The following is a 22328-nucleotide window of genomic DNA, read 5'->3' as shown; positions in this document are numbered from 1 at the left end:
CGTGGGGTTATTGAAGCATCCAATGCCACTGTGTTCTCTTAGGGTTACCTACGTCACTCGCCTCTCGTCCAGGCCAGGAATCGGCTGAACAGGCCGCCCTTGGGATGCGGCGCCGCGTACGCCGGCCCTGCCGTGGGAGCCGCGGAGGGCTGGGGGGACGACGCGGACGACCGCGCGTCCAGAGGGGTCCCGGTGGCAGTGGGCCGGGAGGCGGCGGCCGACGGCACCGTGCGCGGGGTGAACCGGATCGGAACGGCCATCAGCGTGCGGCTCCACGGGCTCGGCGCCCAGGCCAGTTCCTTGAACGGGACGCGCGTCTCGACGTCCGGCAGCCGGTTGACCAGGGACTCGACGGCGGTGGCGGCGATCATGAACGCCGGGTCCTTGGCCGGGCACGCGTGCGGGCCGGCACCGAAGGCCAGGTGGGCCTTGGCGCTGAGGTGTTCGCGGTGCTCAGCCAGCTTGGGGTCGGTGTTGGCCGCCGCGAAGGAGATCAGCACCGGATGGTTCGCCCTGAGCACCCGGCCGCCCAGTTCGACGTCGTGGGTGGGGTAGTGGGCCGCGTAGTTGGCGATCGGGGCGTAGTTCCACAGCGTCTGCACGACAGCGTCCTCGATCGGCAGGCCGGTGGGCCAGTCGCCGCCGAGGTAGAGGGCACTGCTGGTGCCGATGGCGGCGGTCAGGGGCGCGGTGCCGCCGGAGAGCAGCGTGACGAGCTGGTGCAGCACCTCCTCGTCGGTCAGCCGGGCCGAGTGCACCATCAAACGGGTGGTGAGGTCCTCGCCGGGCTGGCGGCGTTTGAGGGCGATCAGTTCGGTGAGGGCGCCCCCCAGGACCACGTCGGCGCCGGGGGTGCCGTCGAAGATGCCGCTGATCCCGGCGATGACGCGGTCGCCGATCTCCGGCGGGCAGCCGAACAGGTCGCTGAACACCAGCAGGGGCAGCGGCTGCGCGTACGCGGCCATCAACTCGGCCTGACCCAGCGGATCGGAACTGAAGCCGCTGATCAGGTAGTCGGCGGACTGCTCGGTCTTGCGGGCGAGCCGGCTCTCGTCGACGGTGGCCAGACTGTCGGTGACCGCCTGTCGCAGCCGGGCGTGCGCCGCGCCGTCGCTGAACAGCGCGTTCGGACGGTAGCCCATCATGGGCAGTGCCGGGCTGTCCGCGGGGACGCGGCCCGCCTTCAGGTCCGCCCAGCGGCGCGAGTCCCGTACGAACGAGCCGGGGTTCTGGAAGATGTACAGGCTGGCGTCGTAACTGGTGACCAGCTCGACCTCGACGCCCGGCGCGATGTCGACCGGGGAGCTCGGGCCCTTCGAGCGCAGGTCGGCGTAGTGCGCCTCGGGGTCGGCGCCGAACTCGGGTCCGAACAGCTGGATGTTGCCGTGCGCGGGGCACCCCGCCGGTGTCCCGGACGGGTCGAATTGCTGCTGCATGCCGTGGCTCCTAGCCAAGTATGGTCATGAGGTGCTCGACGAGAGTGATCAGTGCTTGCCCCGAGGAGCCACGGTCGCGGACGTCGCAGTGCACGATCGGGGTCTGGTCGGAGAGGTTCAGCGCCTCGCGCACTTCTTCGAGCGGGTAGGCCGGGGTGCCGTCGAAGTGGTTGACGCCGATGGCGTAGGTCAGGCCGAAACGCTCGACCAGGTCGAGGATGGCGAAGCTCTCGTGCAGCCGCTCGGGATCGACCAGGACCAGCGCGCCCAGCGCTCCCCGGGACAGGCCCTCCCACATCTCCTTGAAACGTTCCTGGCCGGGCGTTCCGAAGAGATAGAGGACCAGGGTGTCGCTGAGCGTCAGACGTCCGAAGTCCATCGCCACGGTCGTGGTCGTCTTGTTCGGGGTTCCCGAGAGGTCGTCGAAGCCCTCACTGGCCTCGGTGATCTCCTCCTCGGTCTGCAACGGGTTGATCTCCGAGATGCTGCCGATGCACGTGGTCTTGCCGACACCGAAGTGGCCCACGATGAGAATCTTCACCGCGTGGGAGACAGCCGGATCAAGATGCTTCACTTACGCTCCCAAGTGGGTTCTCAGGCCGTCGAGTACGGCGACGAGCAGTTCGCGGTCGTGACGCTCGGCCCGCTCCGGGGGGTTCCTCACGATGATGAGGTCCTTGTCCGCCATCTCCGCCAGGAGAATGCGCACGATGCCCAGCGGCAGGTGTGTGTGGCCGGAGACCTCGGCCACGGACAGATAGCCGTCGGCGATCAGGTCCATGACGCGCCGGGCTTCCGGGGACAGGGTGCGCGCCGCGGCCGACGTGTCGGCGTGGGCGATCACCAGGGTGGTGTGCTCGAACTCGTGGTCCGCGGGCAGTCCACGTCCCTGAGTGATGATGAAGAGCGGTACTAACGCGGACGTCAGTTCCAGTTCGTCCGGTCCTTCATCCCGCATGGCCGGCCCTCGCTCCCCGCGGCACCCGCTGCGGGGTGACCATGAGCACCACGTCCTTGAGGCGCGTGGTGAACTCCTCGATGTCACAGTCGTGTTCGGCGGCCGCGGCGAGAAACACGTCCTCACCCGCCGAGATCAGGAAGATCCAGCCGTGCTGGAACTCGATCACCGTCTGCTGCCACTCGTCGGCCTCCTGGCCGCCCGCGAACTGCGAGGTCGCGCGGCTGTAGGCGAGGATGCCCGTCATGGCCGCGGAGATCGTGTCCGCCAGGTCCCTGTCCATCCCCGAACTCGAACCGCGGGGCAGACCGTCGCCGCCGAGCAGTACGGCGTGCCGTGCGCCCGGGACGGCGGAGATCACCTCGTCCAGTTCGCGGAGGACGACCCCCTGGCCGCCCGCCGCCACCCCCGCCCGCTGCGCCGAGGCGCCGTCGGTGCCCTCGGCCGCCTCCGCGCCGCCGGCCCTGGGCGGGGAGGTGAGGTTGTCGCCGAGCCGCATGACCAGGCGGTTCATACGGAACGACATCTGCTCCATGTCGACGTCGGGTTCGGCGGCGGCGGCCAGGTAGGCGCCCTGCCCCGCACCGATAAGGAACACCCAGCCGTGCGAGAACTCGATGATCGTCTGGTTCCACCGCTGGTCCCGCGCCGGACCGGCGAAGTGGGCGGTGGCCCGGCTGAGGGACTGCATCCCGGCCATGGCGGCGGCGATGGTCCGCACGTCCGCCGCGGGCAGGCCGTCCGTGGACCCGCGAGGGAGGCCGTCCGCCGACAGGACCACGGCGTGCAGAGCCCGGGGGACGTTGGCGACGATGTCCTTGACCATCCACGACATGTCTGTGGTCATGCGTCTTCGGACCCTTCGGGCGACGGGGCGGTGAGGTCACGGCCTGTCAGCGTCCCGCGCTGGAAAGCGCCCAGGCCGCTGCCGGACCCACGGGAAGTCCTTCTGGGCGACTGCGTCCCCCGCGGGGGGCCGTCGCCGGACGGAACACCGGTGATGGGCGTCTGGCGTGCCCCGCGCTTGGGCAGACCGTGCACCGTGCGCGTGCTGTTCTGATCGCGGTTCTCGACACCCCTGATACTGACGGGGGTCTCCTCGGCCGGGGCCGGTGTCTCCTCCATGGTCCACAGCTCCTCTGGCAGCAGGACGACGGCCCGGACTCCGCCGTAGCGCGAGACTCCGGTGACATCCACCTTGAAGCCGTACTGACGTGCGATCAGGCCGACCACGGGAAAACCGAACTTGGGCTGGGATCCCAGCTGCGACAGCACGGGGACGGACTCCCCGGACAGCAGCTCGGTCGCCTTCTGCCGGTCCTCGTCGCTCATGCTGACGCCGGCGTCGTCGATCACGATGCACAGGTTCTTCTGGACCCGCTGGAACGTCACCTCGATCGGCGCGTCCGCCTGGGAGAAGCTGGCGGCGTTGTCGAGCAGCTCCGCGACGGCGAGGGCGACCGGGGCGACCGCTGTCGCCTTCAGCGCGATGCCGCTCGGCTGCATGATCTCGACCCGGTTGAAGTTGCGGATCTGGCTCTGGGCGCTGCGGACGACGTCGTAGACGCTGGCGGGCTGGTTGCGGCGGCTGACGGGGGCGCCGCACATGACCGCGATGCCCTGGGCCTTACGGGCCATCTGGGCGTTGGCGTGGTTCACGTCCATCAGGTCGGCGAGGACGGTGTGCCCTCCGTACTTGCGCTGGATGTCGTCCAGCAGCACGGTCTGCTCGGCCGCGAGGCTCTGCAGGAAGCGGGCGGCGCCCTTCAGTACGTCCTTCGTGTTCGCCTCCGCCGCCTGCTCGGCGTCCCGGATGACCCGGGCCTGGTCGTCCCGGACCCTCAGCAACTCGCCCTGACTCAGGTGCAGATGGCCTCGGACGTTGCCGAGCTCCTGCTCCAGTGCGGCCTCGGACTGCCTCTTCTTCACCCCCAGGGCTCTGTTGCGGAGGACGAGTACCACAACCGCGGCAACGGCTGTCGCCGTGACCGCGATCAGGCACCACATAAGGGCATCTCGATTCATGGAAAACCTTTCCCGGCGCGTGGCATGCAGGCCTCCGCGGCTACACCTCTCGAGGGTCCGCGACACTCCTGGGGGACCGCACAACCGCTGACGCACGAGGAGCAGACCGATCCCGGGCCGGAGCCCGGGGCAAGTCGATCAAGGTCGCAGACGCCGGAATGTTACCACCGTGGCCCTGCCCGGAAGTGACGGCTCCGGGGGGCATCTGAGGTCGCAACTGGCTTTCTGGACAGGGCAGTTCGTGACGAAAGCGATCATCGTCACTGGCTGGTGCGCGCGCCGGTTGCCGGGTGGCTCTGAGTAACTGATCGCGCCCGAAGGGGCTTTGAACCTTCAGGACATCTTCACAACCGGCCACGCCCGCCGGGTCCCTTCGCGGGTCCGTCGGTCACCTGTAGATCTTGCCGGGCTCGGCCTCGGCCGGAGCGAGCAGCTGGGAGACGGTCACGAAGGTGTAGCCCTGCTCGCTGAGCGCCTTCAGGATGGAGGGCATGGCCGGCACGGTGCCCTTGTGCAGCGGGTGGAGGAGGATGATCCCGTCTCGGCCCGCGCCCGCGAGCACGCGCTCGGTGATCAGCGCGGTGTCGTTGGTCTCGTAGTCCTTCGCGGTCACCGTCCACAGCACCTGCGCCATCCCCAGTTCCTTCGTGACCTTGGAGACGCGGTCGTCGGTGCGGCCCTGGGGCGGGCGCATCAGCGTCGGCTCGCTCCCGGTGATGCTGGAGATGGCCCGTGCCGTGCGGCGCAGCTCGTCGCGGATCCGCGCGTCGGAGACATCCGTCAGCACTGCGTGGGTCCAGGTGTGGTCCCCGATCTCGTGGCCCTCCTCGGCGATCCGCCGCACCACATCCGGGAACTGGTGGATGCGCCGGCCCTCAAGGAAGAACGTCGACGGCGCCTTGTACTTCTTCAGGAGGTCCATCAGCCGGTCGGTGGGTTCGCCCGGGTTGCCGTCGAAGGTGAGGGCGATGCACTTGAGCTTCCGGCAGTCCGTTTGCCCTGGCGCCAAGACTGCTCCGGGCGCCGCGTGGCCCCGTTCCTCGCCCGGGGAGAGCGTGTCCATCCTGTTCGCCTCGATGACCATGAAGGCGGTCACCGCTACGGCCGTCACCACGGCCAGGGCCAGGAGTATGAGTGCGCGAGCGCGCCCCTTGAGGATCTTCATCCCAAGGAGAGGATTTCAGCGCCGGAAGCGTTGCCCTGCGGCCTCGATAGTGAGGCAGGACACGGGTGTTCAGTCCGGCTGCGGGAACTCACGATCTCCCGGACGGCGGCACCCAGGACATCGACCGCGTCTCAAGGAGCGGACCGGCCGCGGTTTCTGACGCCCACTTGCGCCTCTCACCCGCCCGCCCTCGGCGCATCTCCGTCGCCGGCCGATCGTGGCTGGCTGCTGTTGCTCTATGTGCACAATGTTCTGTACTGCGCAACACGATAGTCGGCTCGGAGTGCCCGCTGGATGCCTTGACAAGGGTTCTGGGCGACTTCAAACTGACGTTGCGCTTATCGCAATCCGTTTCGCTATACGCACCGAGGTGTCATGATGATTCCCGCGTGCCGTCTCGCGGATCTCCCGCGAGGAGAGGCCCACCGGCTCGACACAGATCCGCCGGTCTCGGTGTTCCACACCGACGAAGGCGAACTCTTCGCCATCGACGACACCTGCACCCACCAGGACGCCTCGCTCGCCGACGGCTGGCTGGAGGGCTGCGAGGTGGAATGCCCACTGCATGCCTCGAAGTTCGATCTGAGGACCGGCGCGGTCGACTCTCCGCCGGCCAAGCTCCCGGTGCGGACGCACGAGGTCGTCGTCGAGGACGGCGTGATCCACGTCCGGGTGTCCGCGGAAGCCCCCAACCTGCCGCCCTGCGTCGCATCTCGGCTCGCCGGGGGTTCCGCGTGAGGACTGTCGTCGTGGTCGGCGCCTCGCTGGCCGGTCTGTCGGCGGCGCGCTCGCTGCGCAAGCACGGCTATGACGGGCGGCTGGTCGTCATCGGTGACGAACTCCACCGCCCGTACGACAGGCCCCCGTTGTCCAAGGAGTTCCTGGTCGGCACCCTCGGCGAGGCGGACCTCTCGTTGGAGACGGACGGCGAGGACCTGAGCGCGGAGTGGCTGCTCGGCGCTCGTGCCACCGGACTCGACCGCACCGGGCGCGCCGTCCGACTCGCCGACGGGCGCGAGGTCCGCGCCGACGGCGTCGTCATCGCGACCGGCGCGGTGGCGCGCACGCTGCCGGGATCCGGGAGCCTGGCCGGAGTGCACACGCTGCGCACCCTGGACGACGCACGCGCCCTGCGGGACGAACTGGCCCGGGGCGGACGGCTGGTGGTGATCGGCGGCGGCTTCATCGGCGCCGAGGTGGCCTCATCCGCGTACGTCCTCGGGCTGGACGTGACGGTCGTCGAGGCGGCCTCGACGCCGCTGGCCGGACCGCTCGGCGCGAGAATGGGCGGCCTCGTCTCCACCCTCCACGCGGACCACGGTGTAAGGCTGTTGTGCGGTGTGGGGGTCAAGGGGCTGCGCGGGGACGGGCGAAGCGAGATGGGGGTTCCCCCGGACGGAGCCCTGGGGAGGGTGGACGCCGTCCTGCTCCAGGACGGCCGCGCCATCCCCGCCGACATCGTCGTCGTCGGTGTGGGTGCCCGCCCGTGCGTCGAGTGGCTGGAAGGATCCGGCGTCGAGCTCGACGACGGCGTCAAGTGCGGCGCCGACGGCCGCACCGGCCTGGCCGGCGTGGTCGCGGTCGGCGACTGCGCCAACTGGTACGACCCCCGCGCGGGAGCCCACCGCCGCGTCGAGCACTGGACCGGTGCGCGCGAGCGCCCCGACGCCGCGATCGCCGCGCTGCTGGCGGGCGGTGCGGTGGAACCGGGTGTGCCCCGGCCGCCGTACTTCTGGTCCGACCAGTACGGCGTGAGGATCCAGTTCGCCGGTCACGCCGCAGCCGCCGACAGTGTGACCATCGAGGCGGGCGCCGAGGACGACCGCGACGTCCTGGCCGTCTACCGGCGCGCCGGAGTTCCGGTCGCCGTGCTCGGGATGAACCAGCCTCGGCTGTTCACCCGCTGGCGCAAGCAGCTGGCCGCCGCGAGCTCTTGACACGGCCCCTGAGTCATTTCATGCTGCGGTTGCACATGGCACGCAGCGTTGCTTCATGCACAACGCCGTCCGGAGTCGTCCTTCCCGGCGCGTGAATCGCCCCTCCACGACGTTTCCCGAGGAGTGCACCGTGACCTCGACCAGCCTGCCGGACAGCCTGATCGCCACTCTCCCCGGCGCCTCCTACACGGATCCGGGGATCTTCGCCCAGGAGCAGGAGCGCATCTTCGAAACGATGTGGTTCTGCGCCGTACGTTCCTCGGACCTGGCCAGGCCCGGTTCCTTCCGGACCGTGGAGGTGGGCCGCGAGAGCATCCTGATCACCCGTGCGCGGGACAACTCCGTACGCGCCTTCTTCAACGTCTGCCGGCACCGCGGTGCCAAGCTCCGCACCGAGGAGGCAGGCGAGGTCAGGCGCGCCTTCCAATGCCCGTACCACGCCTGGACGTACGACCTGAACGGCAAGCTCGTCGCCGCGCCCAACCTCACGAAGATGCCCGACGTCGGCCGCACCGAGTTCGGCCTGGTGAGCGTGACCACCCGCGAATGGCTCGGCTACGTCTGGGTCTGCCTGGCGGAGAACCCGCCCTCCTTCGAGGACGACGTCGTCGGCGAGGTCGTCGGCCGGCTCGGCGACGTGGAGTCGATCGAGCACTACGACATCGACAACCTCTCGGTCGGCCAGCGGATCGTCTACGACGTCAGGGCGAACTGGAAGCTCATCGTCGAGAACTTCATGGAGTGCTACCACTGCGCCACGATCCACCCCGAACTCACCGAGGTGCTGCCCGAGTTCGCCGACGGCTACGCGGCCCAGTACTACGTCGGCCACGGTGCCGAGTTCGGTGAGGAGATCCAGGGCTTCACCGTCGACGGCTCCGAGGGCCTGGACCGCATCCCGGGAGTGGCGGAGGACCAGGACCGTCGCTACTACGCGATCACCGTCAAACCGCAGGTCTTCATCAACCTCGTCCCCGACCACGTGATCTTCCACCGGATGTACCCGGTGGCCGCCGACCGCACGATCGTCGAGTGCGACTGGCTGTATCTTCCGCACGTCGTCGCCAGCGGCAAGGACGTCAGCCGGTCAGTGGAACTCTTCGACCGGGTCAACCGCCAGGACTTCGACGCGTGCGAGCGCACGCAGCCAGGGATGAGCTCCCGGTTGTACGCCAAGGGCGGGGTGCTGGTGCCCAGCGAACACCACATCGGCGCCTTCCACGACTGGGTGACCGAGCGCCTCGGTACGGCCCGGCCGTAGTCGGGCCGGTCAGCCCAGGTATCCCATCCGGTGGCTGATCTCCTCCGCGCCCTTGACGAGAACCGGAGCGAGTTCGTGCAGGCGCTCCTCGGTGAACCGGTACGCGGGTCCGGAGGCGCTGAGTGCCGCGATGACCTCGCCGTCCCGGTCGCGCACCGGCGCGGCCATGGCGTGGAGCCCGATCTCCAGCTCCTCCAGGGTCCAGGCGTAGCCGCGCTCCCGGGCCTCGGCGAGGTTCTTCTCCAGCTTCGCCTTCGACGTCAGGGTGTGCGGGGTCACCTTCTTCAGGCCGGCCTCGGACACCAGAGCGGCGCGCTCCTTGGCGGGCAGGTGCGCCAGCAGGATCTTGCCGCTGGAGGTGGCGTGCAGCGGGGTCAGCTGGCCGACCCAGTTGTGCGCGGTGACGGCCCCCGGGCCGCGCACCTGGTAGAGATTGATCGCGTAGTGCTCCTGCATCACGGCGATGTTGACGGTCTCGCCGATCTCCTCGGCGAGGCGCTCGCAGACCTGGCGGCCCTGCTGCGTGATGTCGATGCGTCCGGTGACCGCGCCGGCCAGGCGCACGATGCCGAAGCCGAGGCGGTACTTGCCGCGCTCGCCCGCCTGCTCCACCAGGCCGCGCGACTCGAGGGCGCCGAGCAGTCGGAACGCGGTCGACTTGTGAACATCGATCTCGGCGGCCACCTCGCTGACGCCCGCCTCGCCGCGCTGAGCCAGGATCTCCAGCACGCTGATGGCGCGGTCGACGGACTGCACCCCACCGGACTGCGAACCTGTCGTTTCAGTATCGGGACCGTAGTTGCTCACAGCGAAACTATACGCGCAGTAAACAACGCAGGCGCAAGTAACAGGGTCGAAACACGGGCCGTGCAAGTTGCGTTGTTCGCAACCTAGTGCGTATAGCGATGCTCAACTAGCATGCCTCGCGTATCTGCGGCGCGAGCGAGACGAGGCATCATGGCTCCCCTGGAATACGACTTCGTCATCGTCGGCGGTGGATCCGCCGGCAGCGCACTGGCGAACCGCCTCTCCGCCGATCCCGGCAACCAGGTGCTGGTCCTGGAGGCGGGCCGCCCGGACTACCCGTGGGACGTCTTCATCCACATGCCCGCGGCGCTGACCTATCCGATCGGCAGCCGGTTCTACGACTGGAAGTACGCCTCGGAACCCGAACCGCACATGGGCGACCGGCGCATCCATCACGCGCGCGGCAAGGTGCTGGGCGGTTCCAGCAGTATCAACGGCATGATCTTCCAGCGCGGCAACCCCATGGACTACGAGCGCTGGGCGGCCGGCGCCGGCATGGAGTCCTGGGACTACGCGCACTGTCTGCCGTACTTCAAGCGGATGGAGACCTGTCTCGCGGCCGACCCCGACGACGAGTTCCGCGGCCACGACGGCCCGCTCGTCCTCGAACGCGGCCCCGCCTCCAATCCGCTGTTCACCGCCTTCCTCAAGGCCGTCCAGGAGGCGGGCTATCCGCGCACCGACGACGTCAACGGCTATCAGCAGGAGGGCTTCGCCCCCTTCGACCGCAACGTCAGCCGCGGCCGCCGGCTGTCGGCCGCCAAGGCGTACCTCAAGCCCGTCAAGAAGCGGCCCAACCTCACCGTCACCACGCGCGCCCTGGCCACCCGCGTCCTCTTCGAGGGCACGAAGGCCGTCGGCGTCGAGTACCGGCGCCGCGGCAAGGTCCGGCAGGTGCGCGCCCGCGAGGTCGTCCTCTGCGGCGGCGCGATCAACTCCCCGCAACTGCTCCAGCTCTCCGGAGTCGGCAACGCCGAGGAACTGAGCGCGCTCGGCATCGACGTCGTCCACGACCTCCCGGGCGTCGGCGAGAACATGCAGGACCACCTGGAGGTGTACATCCAGTACGCCTGCAAGCAGCCCGTCTCCATGCAGCCGTACATGGCGAAGTGGCGCGCACCCTTCATCGGCCTGCAATGGCTCTTCCGCAAGGGCCCCGCCTCGACCAACCACTTCGAGGCCGGCGGCTTCGCCCGCAGCAACGAGGACGTGGACTACCCCAACCTGATGTTCCACTTCCTGCCGGTCGCGGTCCGCTACGACGGCTCCTCGCCGGCCGGCGGCCACGGCTACCAGGTGCACGTCGGGCCCATGTACTCCGACGCCGTCGGCTCGGTGAAGATCAAGAGCAAGGACCCGCGGGAACACCCGGCTCTGCGCTTCAACTACCTCTCCACCGAACAGGACCGCCGCGAGTGGGTCGAGTCGGTCCGGGTCGCCCGCGAGCTCCTCAACCAGCCCGCCATGGCCCCGTACAACGACGGTGAGATCTCACCGGGCCCGGCCGTGGCGAGCGAGGAGGAGATCCTCGCCTGGGTCGCCCAGGAGGGCGAGACCGCCCTGCACCCTTCCTGCACCTGCAAGATGGGCACCGACGAGATGTCCGTCGTCGACCCCACCAGCATGCGTGTGCACGGCCTGGAGGGGCTGCGCGTCGTCGACGCGTCGGTCATGCCCTACGTCACCAACGGCAACATCTACGCCCCGGTGATGATGATCGCGGAGAAGGCGGCCGACCTCATCCTCGGCAAGGAGCCGCTGCCCGCCTCCAAAGCCGCGTACTACCGGCACCGCGACGCCCAGAAGCAGGCCGGGTGACCCTTGGACGGCGAACGGCTCAGGGCGCCGCTGTCGAGCGTCCGCTACGAGGTGCTGCCCGCGAAGGCGACCGAGGACAAGGTCCTCGCCCATGTCCCGCGCGACGTCGTCGTCACCGTGACGGCGTCCCCGGTCAAGGGCCTGGAACCGACGCTCGACCTCGTCGGGAGGCTGGCGGATGGCGGTTACCGCGTCGTCCCGCACGTGCCCGCGCGGCTGCTGCGCGACGACGCGCATCTGAAGGATGTCGTCGACCGACTCCGGGAGACGGGTGTCGACGACGTCTTCGTCCCGGCCGGCGACGCCGATCCGCCGGCCGGGGCCTACGACGGGGCGCTCCCCGTGCTGCGCAGGCTGAGTGAACTGGGCGGCCCGTTCGCCCGCGTCGGCATCACCGGCTACCCCGAGAGCCATCCGCTCATCCACGACGACCTCACCATCCAGGCCATGTGGGACAAGCACGCGCACGCCACCTACATCGTGAGCAACCTCTGCTTCGATCCCCGGGTGCTGGGTGACTGGGTCGGCCGCATACGGCGCCGAGACGTCACCCTGCCCCTCCACGTGGGCGTGGCGGGGCCCGTACAGCGGGCGAGGCTGCTGGCCATGGCGACGAAGATCGGGGTGGGGGAGTCGACACGCTTCCTCACCCGGCACGCCTCGTGGTTCCTGCGGTTCGCGACCCCCGGCGCCTACTCGCCCGACCGGCTGCTCGCCCGCACCGCCGCAGCGCTCACCGCGCCCTCGGCCGGGGTGGCGGGCCTGCACGTGTTCACGTTCAACCAGCTCGCCGAGACCGAACGTTGGCGCCGCGCCCTGCTGGACCGGTTGGGCGACTGAACCGGTCGGGCGTCTGGACCGGTGGGAGCATCGCCTTCCTCCGTCGGCCGAAGTGACCGCGGGGACACCCGGGTTCGTATACGACCGTCACGGCCGGAAACCGGCCTCGCCCCTCATCCCCCACCGCTCGGCGGAAGCCGCTGTGCGGTGGGGGTCGTCGGTCACGGGAGAGGGTCGATGGGCCCGTGCGAAATCGTCATCCGCCAACCCCTTGACGTAGGTCTGTGGCGTTCGTCATGGTGTTCCACCACAAGCAATTGGATGCACGATGCGCAACGCAAATCGGCTGAAGGGCTTGGCGCGTGGCAGACCTGTACGTGGCTGGGGAATGGCGCGACGCATCGGCCGGTGGGCGCCGGGAGATCCGCTGTCCCGCCGATGGCGCACTCGTCGCGACCGTGTCCGAGGGGACGCGCCCGGATACCGAGGCGGCGATCGCCGCGGCCCGACGGGCTTTCGACGAAGGACCCTGGCCGCGCACCCCCGAGCGGGAGCGCGGTGCGCTGCTCCAACGCACCGCCGACCTCATCGAGCGCGACGCCAAGGAGTTCGCCCGCGCCGAGTCGCTGGACACCGGCAAGCGACTGGTGGAGAGCGAGTACGACATCGCCGACGTCGTCTCCTGTCTCCGCTACTACGGCGGGATCGGGGGCACGGACGCCGGCCGCGTGATCGACACCGGTCGTGACGACGCCGTCAGCCGTGTCGTCCATGAACCGATCGGCGTGTGCGGACTCATCACCCCCTGGAACTACCCACTGCTGCAAGCCAGTTGGAAGGTCGCCCCGGCGCTCCTCGCGGGCAACACGATCGTCCTCAAGCCCAGTGAGCTCACCCCCTCCACCTCGATCCTGCTGATGCGGGCACTGGAGGAGGCCGGGCTCCCGGCCGGCGTCGCCAACCTCGTCCTGGGCACGGGCCCCGAGGTCGGCGCACCGCTCTCCGAGGACCCGGCCGTCGACATGGTCTCCTTCACCGGAGGCCTGGAGACCGGCAAGCGCGTCATGGCCACCGCCGCCGCGACCGTGAAGAAGGTCGCGCTGGAGCTCGGCGGCAAGAACCCCAACGTGGTCTTCGCCGACGCCGACTTCGAGACGGCCGTCGACTTCGCCCTCACGGCCGTCTTCCTGCACTCGGGCCAGGTCTGCTCGGCGGGCGCCCGGCTGATCGTCGAGGACTCCCTCCATGACGCCCTGGTCGACGAGATCGTCCGCCGCGCCCGGCGGATCCGGCTGGGCGGGCCCTTCGACCCCGAGGCCGACACCGGCGCGCTGATCTCCGCGCAGCACCGGGAGAAGGTCGAGGCGTATGTCGCGGCGGGCCTCGCCGAGGGCGCCGTACTGCGCTGCGGCGGTGAGCGGCCGCGCGATCCCGCCCTCGCGGACGGCTACTACTACCCGCCGACCGTGCTCGACGCGTGCACGCAGGACATGCGGGTCGTGCACGAGGAGTCCTTCGGACCCGTGCTGACCGTCGAGCGCTTCACCGACGAGGACGATGCCGTACGCATCGCCAACGACACCGAGTACGGACTCGCCGGAGCCGTCTGGACCCAGGACGCCGGGAAGGCCCAGCGGGTCGCCCGGCGACTGCGCCACGGCACGGTGTGGATCAACGACTACCACCCCTACGTGCCGCAGGCGGAATGGGGCGGCTTCGGGCACTCGGGCGTGGGCAGGGAGCTGGGACCGACCGGCCTGGACGAGTACCGAGAGACCAAGCACATCTGGCAGAACATCCAACCCCGGCCGCAGCACTGGTTCCGCGGCTGAACGCCGAAGAGAGGCCGATCGTGACCCCAGCACAGACGGAGGTGCCGCGGCGGCGCGGCACGTCCCAGGACTCGGCCGCCACCCCGGTCATATCCGTGCGCAAGCTGTGGAAGGTGTTCGGGCCGAAGGCGGACCAGGTACCGGACTCCGAGGAGCTGCGCGGGCTCACCCGCCGCGAGTTGATGGACCGCACCGGATGCACCGCCGCCGTGCGCGACGTGAACTTCGAGGTCTCGCCCGGCGAGGTCTTCGTCGTCATGGGTCTGTCCGGCTCAGGGAAGTCCACCCTGGTGCGATGTCTGACCCGCCTGATCGAACCCACCGCGGGGGAGATCGTCTTCGAGGGCGAGGACATCCGTGACGCGGACGCCAAGCGGCTGAGGGAACTGCGCCGCCGCAAGTTCTCCATGGTCTTCCAGCATTTCGGGCTGCTGCCGCACCGAAGGGTCGTCGACAACGTGTCCTTCGGACTGGAGATCCGCGGCATGAGCAAGGCCGAGCGCACCCGGCAGGCGCTCGAGGTCGTCGAACTGGTCGGCCTCTCCGGCTACGAGAACTCCTACCCCGACCAGCTCTCCGGCGGCATGCAGCAGCGCGTCGGCCTCGCCCGGGCGCTGGCCGGGGACCCGGACGTCCTCCTCTTCGACGAACCGTTCTCGGCGCTCGACCCGCTGATCCGCCGGGACATGCAGAACGAGGTCATCCGGCTGCACCACGAGGTCGGCAAGACGATGGTGTTCGTCACCCACGACCTGTCCGAGGCGCTCAAGCTGGGTGACCGCATCCTCATCATGCGCGACGGAAAGACGGTCCAGTGCGGCACCGGCGACGAACTGGTCGGCGCCCCGGCCGACGACTACGTACGCGAGTTCGTCAAGGACGTGCCGCGCGGCGACGTACTCACCCTGCGCTGGATCATGCGCGCGCCGGAGGACGGCGACGAACTCGACGGCCCCGAGCTGGGCCCGGACGTCGTGGTGAAGGAGGCCACCCGCGCGGTCCTCGCGGCCGACAGGCCCGTCAAGGTCGTCGAGAACGGCAAGCTGCTCGGCATCGTCGGTGACGAGGAGATCCTCGCGGTGGTCGCCGGGCGGGAAGGCGGCGCGTGATGACCGTCGCCATCGAGAAACCCGGCGAAGCGGAGGCCGTGGAACCGGCCCCGCCCGCCAAGGGCGCGCGCAAAGTCGGCCGGCCCATGACGATCGGCGCGATCCTCGTCGTCTGGCTGGTGCTGTTCGCCGTCCTGCGCGGAAGGCAGACCCTGTCCCTGGCGGCGGCGGACCTGACCGATCTGCACCGGTGGATCAACGACTTCAACGACTCCGTCGGCGCCGACCGCAACTCCAACCCCCTCTTCCTGTACTTCTTCAACGAGATCCGGCTGGTCATCGACAACCTGGTGACCTTCGTCCAGCACCTGATCTCCCAGCCGTCCGGGGCCCGCCCGGTCCCGCAGATCGGCTGGCTCGGCGTCGTCGCCATCGCCGGGTACGTCTCCTGGGCCGTGGGGAACTGGCGGGTCGCACTGCTGGCCGTGGCGGGCTTCACCTTCTTCGGGCTCCAGGGGCTGTGGCAGGAGAGCATGGACACCCTCGCCCTCACCCTCTCCGCGGTGTTCGTGGCCCTGCTGTTCGCGATCCCGCTCGGGGTGTGGGCCGGGCTGTCCGACCGGTTCAACCGGATCATGACGCCCTTCCTGGACTTCATGCAGACGATGCCGACCTTCGTCTACCTGGCACCGCTGACCCTGTTCTTCCTCATCGGCGGAGCGTCCGCCACCATCGCCACCGTCATCTACGCGGCCCCGCCGACGATCCGCATCACCGCGCACGCCATCCGCAACGTGTCGAGGACGACCGTCGAGGCGGCCGACTCCCTGGGCGCCACCCGCCGTCAGTCGCTGCTGAAGGTCCTGCTGCCGATGTCCAGGCGGACCGTGCTGATGGGCGTCAACCAGACCATCATGGCCGCCCTGGCCATGGTGACCATCGCGGCCCTGATCAACGCGCCCGGCCTCGGCGCGAACGTCGTCCAGGCACTCCAGTCGCTCGACGTCGGCACGGCCTTCAACGCGGGCCTGGCCATCGTGGTCATGGCGATCGTCCTGGACCGGGTCACGACCGCGGCCGGCACCCGCGAGGAGCACGCGCGGCGCTCCAGGAACACCTTCGCGAAGTGGCGGCGGCCGCTGCTGGGAGCGGGCGCGGTGGTCACCGCGGTTCTGATCTACATGTCGCACACCTATCTGTGGGCGGCGGACTTCCCCGGCGACGGCACCACCGGCAGCCACATCGCGAGCGCGGCGGACACCGCGACCAACTGGGCGCAGGACAACCTGTCGGGTCTGACCAACGCGATCCGCGACATCATCACCAACGGCCTGCTCAATCCGTTCCAGACACTGCTCACCGACTCCCCGTGGTGGCTCGTCGGCGCGGTGCTGGTCGCGCTGGGCGTGGTGTTCGGCGGCTGGAAGGCCGGGGTCACCACGGCCGTGTGCGTGGGTCTGCTGGTCGGCACCGGTGTGTGGTCGGACGGCATGACGACGCTGGCCTCGACGCTCGTCGCCACGGTGCTGGTGATGGTCCTCGGCATCGTCTTCGGCGTGTGGATGGGGCGCAGCATGCTCGTGGACCGGCTGATCCGTCCCACCCTGGACGCGGCACAGGTCATGCCGCCGTTCGTCTACCTCGTACCGTTCCTCGCGCTGTTCGGCGCCACCCGCTTCACGGCCATCGTCGCGGCGATCGTCTACGCGGCGCCCGTCACGATGAAGATCATCGCGGACGGGATCCGGGCCGTGCCCGAGACCACCGTGGAAGCGGCCACCTCCGCCGGGTGCAGCACCTGGCAGATCATCACCAAGGTCCAACTGCCGATGTCACGCGGTGCCCTGACGCTGGCGACGAACCAGGGCCTGATCTACGTGCTGTCGATGGTCGTGGTGGGCGGCCTGGTGGGAGCGGGCGCCCTCGGCTATGACGTCGTGGCCGGATTCTCACAGGGGCAGCTGTACGGGAAGGGACTCGCGGCGGGTCTCGCCATCGTCCTTCTCGGAGTCATGTTCGACCGGATCACTCAGGCAGCGGCACGACGCGCGAGCGCTTAAGGAGCACGACACCATGGCAAGACACTGGCGAGCCGGCGCGGCCGGTCTGACCGTCCTCGGCCTCACCCTCACCGCGTGCGGAGGGGCGAAGGTCGGCGACTCCTCATCGGGTCCGAAGGACGCGGGCGGCTCCGGCACGTGCGGATCGTTCAATCTCGCGGTCAATCCGTGGGTGGGCTACGAGGCCGACGCGGCGGTCGTCGCGTACGTCGCGCAGCACAACCTCGGCTGTACGGTCACCAAGAAGAACCTGAAGGAGGAGATCGCCTGGCAGGGCTTCGGCACCGGCGAGGTCGACGCCATCCTGGAGAACTGGGGCCACGACGACCTGGCGAAGAAGTACATCAGCGGCCAGAAGACCGCCGTCGACGCCGGCCAGACCGGCAACAAAGGCATCATCGGCTGGTACGTGCCGCCGTGGCTGGCCAAGGCGCACCCCGACATCCTCGACTGGAAGAACGTCAACAAGTACGCGTCGAAGTTCAAGACGTCCGAGTCGGGCGGCAAGGGCCAGCTCCTGGACGGCGACCCGTCGTACGTCACGAACGACGCGGCGCTCGTGAAGAACCTGAAGCTGGACTTCAAGGTGGTGTACGCGGGCAGCGAGACCGCCCTCATCCAGGCCTTCCGCACCGCCGAGAAGAACAAGCAGTGGGTGATCGGCTACTTCTACGAGCCGCAGTGGTTCCTGTCCGAGGTTCCGCTGAAGAAGGTCTCCCTGCCCGCCTACACGACGGGCTGTGACGCCGACGCGGCGAAGGTCGCCTGCGACTATCCCGTTTACGACCTCAACAAGATCGTGAGCTCCAAGTTCGCCAATTCGGGCAGCCCCGCCTACAAGCTGGTGAAGAACTTCAACTGGACGAACGACGACCAGAACACCGTCGCCAAGTACATCGCCCAGGACAAGATGTCCGACGAGGCGGCGGCGAAGAAGTGGGTCGAGGCCAACAAGGACAAGGTGGACGCCTGGCTCAATTGACATCCTCCCGGGCCTAAGGGCCCGGGATTCCAATCTGCTCCCAGTGCGGCGACGCGGTGGGCAGCTTCTGGTGGGTTCCTGTTTCGCTGCGCTGTGCCGGCACGGGTGCCGGTCTTACCTGCGCTCCACAGGCTGATGCCGCCAGCCCGGCGGCCTTGGCGACGTTGACCGCCGCGTTGACGTCCCGGTCGAGGACGGTCCCGCACGCCGAGCACGTCCACTCCCGGATGTTCAGCGGTTTGGGGCCGTCCTTGACGCCACATACGGAGCACACCTGGGAGGTCGGTTCGAACCGGCCGATCTTCACGAGGATGCGTCCGTACCGGGCGGCTTTGTATCCCAGCATGGCCACGAACGCGGACCATCCGGCGTCGTGGACGGACTTGGCCAGACGCGTGCGGGCGAGTCCTTTGACACACAGGTCCTCGACGGCGATCGCTTGGTTCTCGCGGATCAGCCGGGTGGAGAGCTGGTGGTGGAACTCGTGGCGTGCGTCGGTGACCCGTGCGTGAGCGCGGGCGACCTTCAGCCGGGCCTTGCCCCGGTTGGAGGAGCCCTTCTGCTTGCGGGACAGGTCCCGCTGCAACTTCTTCAGGCGCTTCTCGGCCCGGCGCAGGAAGCGGTGGCTGTCGATCTTTTGGCCGTCGGACAGGACGGCGAAGTGCCCCAGGCCGAGGTCGATGCCGATCTCCGGTGCCGTCCCGGGCAGTACTGCGCGGGCGTCCGTCTCCACGATGAAGCTCGCGAAGTACCTGCCCGCCGCGTCCTTGACCACGGTCACGGTGGACGGGGCGGACGGCAGTGTCCGGGACCAGCGCACGGGAACGTCGCCGACCTTGGGCAGTCTCAGTTTCCCGCCCGGCGTGATCCGCCACGAGGCGTTGGCGGTGAAGCGGATCGACTGCCGGTTGTCCCGCTTCGATCTGAAACGCGGCGCACCCATCTTCGGGCGCTTGCCCTTGAGCCCGTCGAAGAAGTTCCGGTAAGCGGTGTCCAGGTCGCGCAGGGACTGCTGGAGGATCACCGCCGAGACCTCGCCGAGCCAGGCCCGTTCCGGTGTCTTCTTCGCGGCCGTCAGGTTCCTGGACAGTTCCGCCGAGGTGACGAACCCCAGTCCCGCCACCCGGGCCTCCTCGCGCACACGCAGCGCGTCGTTGAAGACGACCCGCGCACACCCGAACGCCCTCGCCAACGCTATGCGCTGACCGGCACTCGGATACACGCGGAAGCTATACCGAAGCTGCACGGCAATCACCATACCGTCGGCCTGTGTCACCACGATGGAAACCAGACCCGGTGAGGCGGGGACGATCATGCGCGGCCTGTTCTGGTCACCCTCGTACTTCGCCAGCTCATGCGGCAGCCCTCCGCTCCAGGTGGTCAAGGACTACAGCACACAGCAGAGGCGTCCGCACTGAGCACAGCTGTGGGCGCGGGTAGGTAGTACAGGCCCGTGTCTCACAGTTGAGGTCAGAGCAGTCTGGAGCTGCAATTCACCCGGGCCTGAAGGTAGGCGCACATCCGCAAGATCAGAGGTAGGCCCAGGCCAGGGGCCGGTCGGAGATGCCCGGCGGGCGGTGCGTGCAAGTGCGCGCCGCCCGCCGGGCATTGCCGTGTTCCGGGCCGTTCCCGGCCTGCTTTCCGACGGTCACGGACCTCTTGACACCCCCTCCCCGCGACGGGCACATTGAGTTGCGCAACCTGAACTACGTTGCGCAGACAGCAACTCACGATGTGGACTTCGGAGGTGCGGCGATGGCGGGACCCCGAGTGGTGATCATCGGAGCGGGCGTCGTGGGAGCGGCCCTCGCCGACGAGATCTCCGCGCGCGGCTGGACCGAGGTGACCGTGGTCGACCAGGGCCCGCTGCCGGCCACGGGAGGCTCCACCTCACACGCGCCGGGCCTGGTCTTCCAGACGAACTCCTCGAAGACCATGACCGAGTTGGCCCGCTACACGGTCGAGAAGTTCTGTTCCCTCGACGTCGACGGCGAGCCCTGCTTCCTCCAGGTCGGCGGCCTCGAAGTGGCGACCACCCCCGAGCGCGTCGCCGAACTGCACCGCCGCCACGGCTGGATCACCGCCTGGGGCATCGAGGCCCGGCTGCTGAGCCCCGAGGAGTGCGTCGAACAGCACCCGCTCATCGACCCGGACAAGATCCTCGGCGGCCTCCTCGTACCCACCGACGGCCTGGCCAAGGCCGTCCTCGCCGTCGAGGCGCAGATCCGCCGGGCCACCGAGCGCGGCGTACGCTTCCTGGCCCGCCACGAGGTCCTCGACGTCCGGCGGAGCGAGGGCCGCGTCACCGGCGTTCGAACCGACCAGGGCGAGATCCCCGCCGACATCGTCGTCTGCTGCGCCGGCATCTGGGGCCCGAGGATCGCCCGCATGGCCGGCATGAACCTCCCGCTCACCCCGCTCGGCCACCAACTCGCCTGGACCGGCCCGGTACCGGCGCTCGCGGGCCAGACCGAGGAGGCCGTGCACCCCATCCTGCGCCACCAGGACGCCGACCTCTACTACCGCGACCGCTTCGACCGCATCGGCATCGGCTACTACGGCCACCGCCCGATGCCCGTCTCCGCCGACGACATCCTCTCCGTGGACGAGGCCGACGCGATGCCCTCCGTCCTGAAGTTCACCGAGGACGACTTCGAGGACGCCTGGAGCGAGACCCGGTCCCTGCTCCCCGCGACGCGCGAGGCCAAGGTCGAGGAGGGCATCAACGGCCTGTTCTCCTTCACCACCGACGGACAGCCGCTCCTCGGAGAGTCCCCGGACGTCAAGGGCTTCTGGGTCGCCGAGGCCGTCTGGGTCACCCACTCCGCCGGCGTCGGCCGGGCCATGGCCGAATGGCTGGTCGACGGCCACTGCTCGTCCTTCGACCTGCACGAGTGCGACGTCAACCGCTTCGAACCACACCAGCTCGCCCCCGAGTACGTCCTGGCCCGCGGCTGCCGGAACTTCGTCGAGGTCTACGACATCCTGCACCCCCTTCAGCCGTCGGGGGACCCGCGCCCGATCCGCACGAGCCCCTTCCACGCCCGCCAGCGGGAACTCGGCGCCTTCTTCCTGGAGGCGAACGGCTGGGAGCGCCCCCAGTGGTACGAGGCCAACGCGGGCCTGCTGGAAGGCCGTTCCATCCCTACCCCGAACGACTGGGCGGCGCGCTACTGGTCCCCGATCGTCGGCGCCGAGGCACAGTCCACCCGCGAGACCGTCGCGATGTACGACATGACGGCACTCAAGCGCCTCGAGGTCGCCGGCCCCGGTGCCGCCGCCTTCCTGGAGGGGCTGTCCACCGGCAGGATCGACAAGTCCGTCGGCTCCGTCACGTACACCCTCCTGCTGGATCAGGACGGCGGCATCCGCAGCGATGTCACCGTCGCCCGGCTGGCCCGCGACCTCTTCCAGGTCGGCGCCAACGGCAACCTGGACCTCGACTGGTTCACCCGCCACCTCCCCGCAGAGGGCACGGTCCAGGTCCGTGACATCACCCCGGGCACCTGCTGCATCGGCCTGTGGGGCCCGCTCGCCCGCGAGGCCCTCCAGCCGCTCACCGACACGGACTTCTCCGACGACGGCCTGAAGTACTTCCGCGCCAAGCGAGCCCACATCGGCTCCGTCCCCGTCACCGCGATGCGCCTGTCGTACGTCGGTGAGCTCGGCTGGGAGCTGTACACCACCGCCGACCTGGGCCAGAAGCTGTGGGACACCCTGTGGCGGGCGGTCAAGCCGCTGGGGGGCGTCGTCGCGGGGCGCGGCGCCTTCAACAGCCTCCGCCTGGAGAAGGGCTACCGCTCCTTCGGCACCGACATGACCTACGAGCACGACCCCTACGAGGCCGGCGTCGGCTTCGCCGTCAAGCTCGACAAGGGCGACTTCATCGGCAGGGCGGCCCTTGAACGCCGTCGGAACGACGTACGACGCAGGCTGACCTGCCTCACCATCGACGACCCGCGGTCCGTCGTCATGGGCAAGGAGCCGGTGTACGAGGGTGACCGCGCCGTCGGCTACGTCACCAGCGCCGCCTACGGCCACACCATCGGCAAGGGCATCGCCTACGCCTGGCTCCCGGCGGAACTCGCCACCCCCGGCACCACCGTGCACATCGGGTACTTCGACCGCCGCGTCGAAGCGGTCGTCGCCGAGGAGCCCCTGTTCGACCCGAGCATGTCGCGTCTCCGTGGATAGTGCCCAGAAATTACGACCTTCAGA

General features: G+C 69.2%; 19 protein-coding genes. 11 read left to right on the top strand and 8 right to left on the bottom strand.

The annotated features are described in order from the left end of the window. Nucleotides 1-53: 53 nt before the first annotated feature. The 6 genes from ACZ4AA_RS25365 to ACZ4AA_RS25340 form a co-directional block, all read right to left on the bottom strand. Nucleotides 54-1436: a cytochrome P450 family protein gene (locus ACZ4AA_RS25365; protein WP_467607144.1), complete on the bottom strand. Its 1383-nt coding sequence runs from the start codon at nucleotides 1434-1436 to the stop codon at nucleotides 54-56. Between the two features lie 10 nt (nucleotides 1437-1446). After that, entirely contained in the window at nucleotides 1447-2010 is a 564-nt protein-coding gene (locus tag ACZ4AA_RS25360; RefSeq protein WP_467607142.1) for a GTP-binding protein, read from the bottom strand. Then, complete coding sequence (locus ACZ4AA_RS25355; RefSeq protein ID WP_467607139.1) at nucleotides 2011-2394, bottom strand: DUF742 domain-containing protein; 384 nt, start codon at nucleotides 2392-2394, stop codon at nucleotides 2011-2013. It lies immediately after the preceding gene. Further along, a complete protein-coding gene (locus ACZ4AA_RS25350; protein WP_467607135.1) occupies nucleotides 2384-3241 on the bottom strand; it encodes a roadblock/LC7 domain-containing protein in 858 nt (285 codons plus the stop codon). Before ACZ4AA_RS25350 ends, ACZ4AA_RS25355 begins: the two co-directional genes overlap by 11 nt. Continuing rightward, entirely contained in the window at nucleotides 3238-4401 is a 1164-nt protein-coding gene (locus ACZ4AA_RS25345; RefSeq protein ID WP_467607285.1) for an ATP-binding protein, read from the bottom strand. Before ACZ4AA_RS25345 ends, ACZ4AA_RS25350 begins: the two co-directional genes overlap by 4 nt. A 406-nt stretch (nucleotides 4402-4807) precedes the next feature. Beyond that, nucleotides 4808-5584: a polysaccharide deacetylase family protein gene (locus ACZ4AA_RS25340; RefSeq protein WP_467607133.1), complete on the bottom strand. Its 777-nt coding sequence runs from the start codon at nucleotides 5582-5584 to the stop codon at nucleotides 4808-4810. A gap of 375 nt (nucleotides 5585-5959) precedes the next feature. Here ACZ4AA_RS25340 and ACZ4AA_RS25335 point away from each other — a divergent pair, with 375 nt between their 5' ends. From ACZ4AA_RS25335 to ACZ4AA_RS25325, 3 genes are all read left to right on the top strand, one after another. Beyond that, nucleotides 5960-6322 (top strand): bifunctional 3-phenylpropionate/cinnamic acid dioxygenase ferredoxin subunit, encoded by a 363-nt coding sequence (locus ACZ4AA_RS25335; protein ID WP_467607128.1) that lies wholly within the window; start codon nucleotides 5960-5962, stop codon nucleotides 6320-6322. Next, entirely contained in the window at nucleotides 6319-7521 is a 1203-nt protein-coding gene (locus tag ACZ4AA_RS25330; protein ID WP_467607126.1) for an NAD(P)/FAD-dependent oxidoreductase, read from the top strand. The genes ACZ4AA_RS25335 and ACZ4AA_RS25330 overlap by 4 nt, the downstream gene beginning before the upstream one ends. Before the next feature lie 130 nt (nucleotides 7522-7651). Beyond that, the gene (locus ACZ4AA_RS25325) at nucleotides 7652-8782 is read left to right on the top strand and encodes an aromatic ring-hydroxylating oxygenase subunit alpha (RefSeq protein ID WP_467607124.1); all 1131 of its coding nucleotides are present in this window, start codon (nucleotides 7652-7654) and stop codon (nucleotides 8780-8782) included. Between the two features lie 9 nt (nucleotides 8783-8791). On the opposite strand, the gene ACZ4AA_RS25320 is transcribed toward ACZ4AA_RS25325, so the two are convergent. Next, complete coding sequence (locus ACZ4AA_RS25320; RefSeq protein WP_467607282.1) at nucleotides 8792-9538, bottom strand: IclR family transcriptional regulator; 747 nt, start codon at nucleotides 9536-9538, stop codon at nucleotides 8792-8794. 201 nt (nucleotides 9539-9739) lie between these two features. Between ACZ4AA_RS25320 and betA the strand changes: the two genes are divergently transcribed. The 6 genes from betA (at nucleotide 9740) to ACZ4AA_RS25290 (ending at nucleotide 18110) form a co-directional block, all read left to right on the top strand. Next, nucleotides 9740-11407 carry a choline dehydrogenase gene (gene betA / locus ACZ4AA_RS25315; RefSeq protein ID WP_467607121.1) on the top strand — a complete coding sequence of 556 codons (1668 nt, stop codon included), beginning with the start codon at nucleotides 9740-9742 and terminating at the stop codon, nucleotides 11405-11407. Between the two features lie 3 nt (nucleotides 11408-11410). Further along, on the top strand, nucleotides 11411-12247 hold the full coding sequence (locus ACZ4AA_RS25310) for a methylenetetrahydrofolate reductase (protein WP_467607118.1): 837 nt from the start codon (nucleotides 11411-11413) through the stop codon (nucleotides 12245-12247). Nucleotides 12248-12549: 302 nt separating this feature from the next. Continuing rightward, nucleotides 12550-14019, top strand: coding sequence for an aldehyde dehydrogenase family protein (locus ACZ4AA_RS25305; RefSeq protein ID WP_467607115.1), 1470 nt, complete (start codon nucleotides 12550-12552; stop codon nucleotides 14017-14019). Nucleotides 14020-14039: 20 nt separating this feature from the next. Beyond that, nucleotides 14040-15128, top strand: coding sequence for a quaternary amine ABC transporter ATP-binding protein (locus ACZ4AA_RS25300; protein ID WP_467607112.1), 1089 nt, complete (start codon nucleotides 14040-14042; stop codon nucleotides 15126-15128). Next, nucleotides 15128-17128, top strand: a complete 2001-nt coding sequence (locus ACZ4AA_RS25295) for an ABC transporter permease (RefSeq protein WP_467607106.1) — start codon at nucleotides 15128-15130, stop codon at nucleotides 17126-17128. The genes ACZ4AA_RS25300 and ACZ4AA_RS25295 overlap by 1 nt, the downstream gene beginning before the upstream one ends. A 13-nt stretch (nucleotides 17129-17141) precedes the next feature. Continuing rightward, entirely contained in the window at nucleotides 17142-18110 is a 969-nt protein-coding gene (locus ACZ4AA_RS25290) for an ABC transporter substrate-binding protein (protein ID WP_467607102.1), read from the top strand. Between the two features lie 13 nt (nucleotides 18111-18123). Here ACZ4AA_RS25290 and ACZ4AA_RS25285 read toward each other — a convergent pair whose 3' ends face one another. Beyond that, nucleotides 18124-19356 (bottom strand): RNA-guided endonuclease InsQ/TnpB family protein, encoded by a 1233-nt coding sequence (locus ACZ4AA_RS25285; RefSeq protein WP_467607098.1) that lies wholly within the window; start codon nucleotides 19354-19356, stop codon nucleotides 18124-18126. A gap of 34 nt (nucleotides 19357-19390) precedes the next feature. On the opposite strand from ACZ4AA_RS25285, the gene ACZ4AA_RS25280 reads away from it, so the two are divergent. Next, a complete protein-coding gene (locus ACZ4AA_RS25280; RefSeq protein ID WP_467607093.1) occupies nucleotides 19391-19528 on the top strand; it encodes a hypothetical protein in 138 nt (45 codons plus the stop codon). Between the two features lie 337 nt (nucleotides 19529-19865). Continuing rightward, nucleotides 19866-22304, top strand: coding sequence for a GcvT family protein (locus ACZ4AA_RS25275; protein ID WP_467607090.1), 2439 nt, complete (start codon nucleotides 19866-19868; stop codon nucleotides 22302-22304). Nucleotides 22305-22328: the final 24 nt, after the last annotated feature.

The sequence above is a fragment of the Streptomyces sp. NPDC024698 genome, from assembly GCF_055559015.1.
Note: the sequence above shows the minus strand (reverse complement) of the source record. Positions and strands in the feature narration are given on the sequence as shown.

Bases quoted from the DNA above. Each gene is read 5' to 3' on its own strand.
- ACZ4AA_RS25365 (WP_467607144.1), bottom strand. From the start codon at position 1,436: ATGCAGCAGCAATTCGACCCGTCCGGGACACCGGCGGGGTGCCCCGCG.
- ACZ4AA_RS25355 (WP_467607139.1), bottom strand. From the start codon at position 2,394: ATGCGGGATGAAGGACCGGACGAACTGGAACTGACGTCCGCGTTAGTA.
- ACZ4AA_RS25350 (WP_467607135.1), bottom strand. From the start codon at position 3,241: ATGACCACAGACATGTCGTGGATGGTCAAGGACATCGTCGCCAACGTC.
- ACZ4AA_RS25345 (WP_467607285.1), bottom strand. From the start codon at position 4,401: ATGTGGTGCCTGATCGCGGTCACGGCGACAGCCGTTGCCGCGGTTGTG.
- ACZ4AA_RS25340 (WP_467607133.1), bottom strand. From the start codon at position 5,584: ATGAAGATCCTCAAGGGGCGCGCTCGCGCACTCATACTCCTGGCCCTG.
- ACZ4AA_RS25335 (WP_467607128.1), top strand. From the start codon at position 5,960: ATGATGATTCCCGCGTGCCGTCTCGCGGATCTCCCGCGAGGAGAGGCC.
- betA (WP_467607121.1), top strand. From the start codon at position 9,740: ATGGCTCCCCTGGAATACGACTTCGTCATCGTCGGCGGTGGATCCGCC.
- ACZ4AA_RS25295 (WP_467607106.1), top strand. From the start codon at position 15,128: ATGACCGTCGCCATCGAGAAACCCGGCGAAGCGGAGGCCGTGGAACCG.
- ACZ4AA_RS25290 (WP_467607102.1), top strand. From the start codon at position 17,142: ATGGCAAGACACTGGCGAGCCGGCGCGGCCGGTCTGACCGTCCTCGGC.
- ACZ4AA_RS25280 (WP_467607093.1), top strand. From the start codon at position 19,391: ATGGAAACCAGACCCGGTGAGGCGGGGACGATCATGCGCGGCCTGTTC.
- ACZ4AA_RS25275 (WP_467607090.1), top strand. From the start codon at position 19,866: ATGGCGGGACCCCGAGTGGTGATCATCGGAGCGGGCGTCGTGGGAGCG.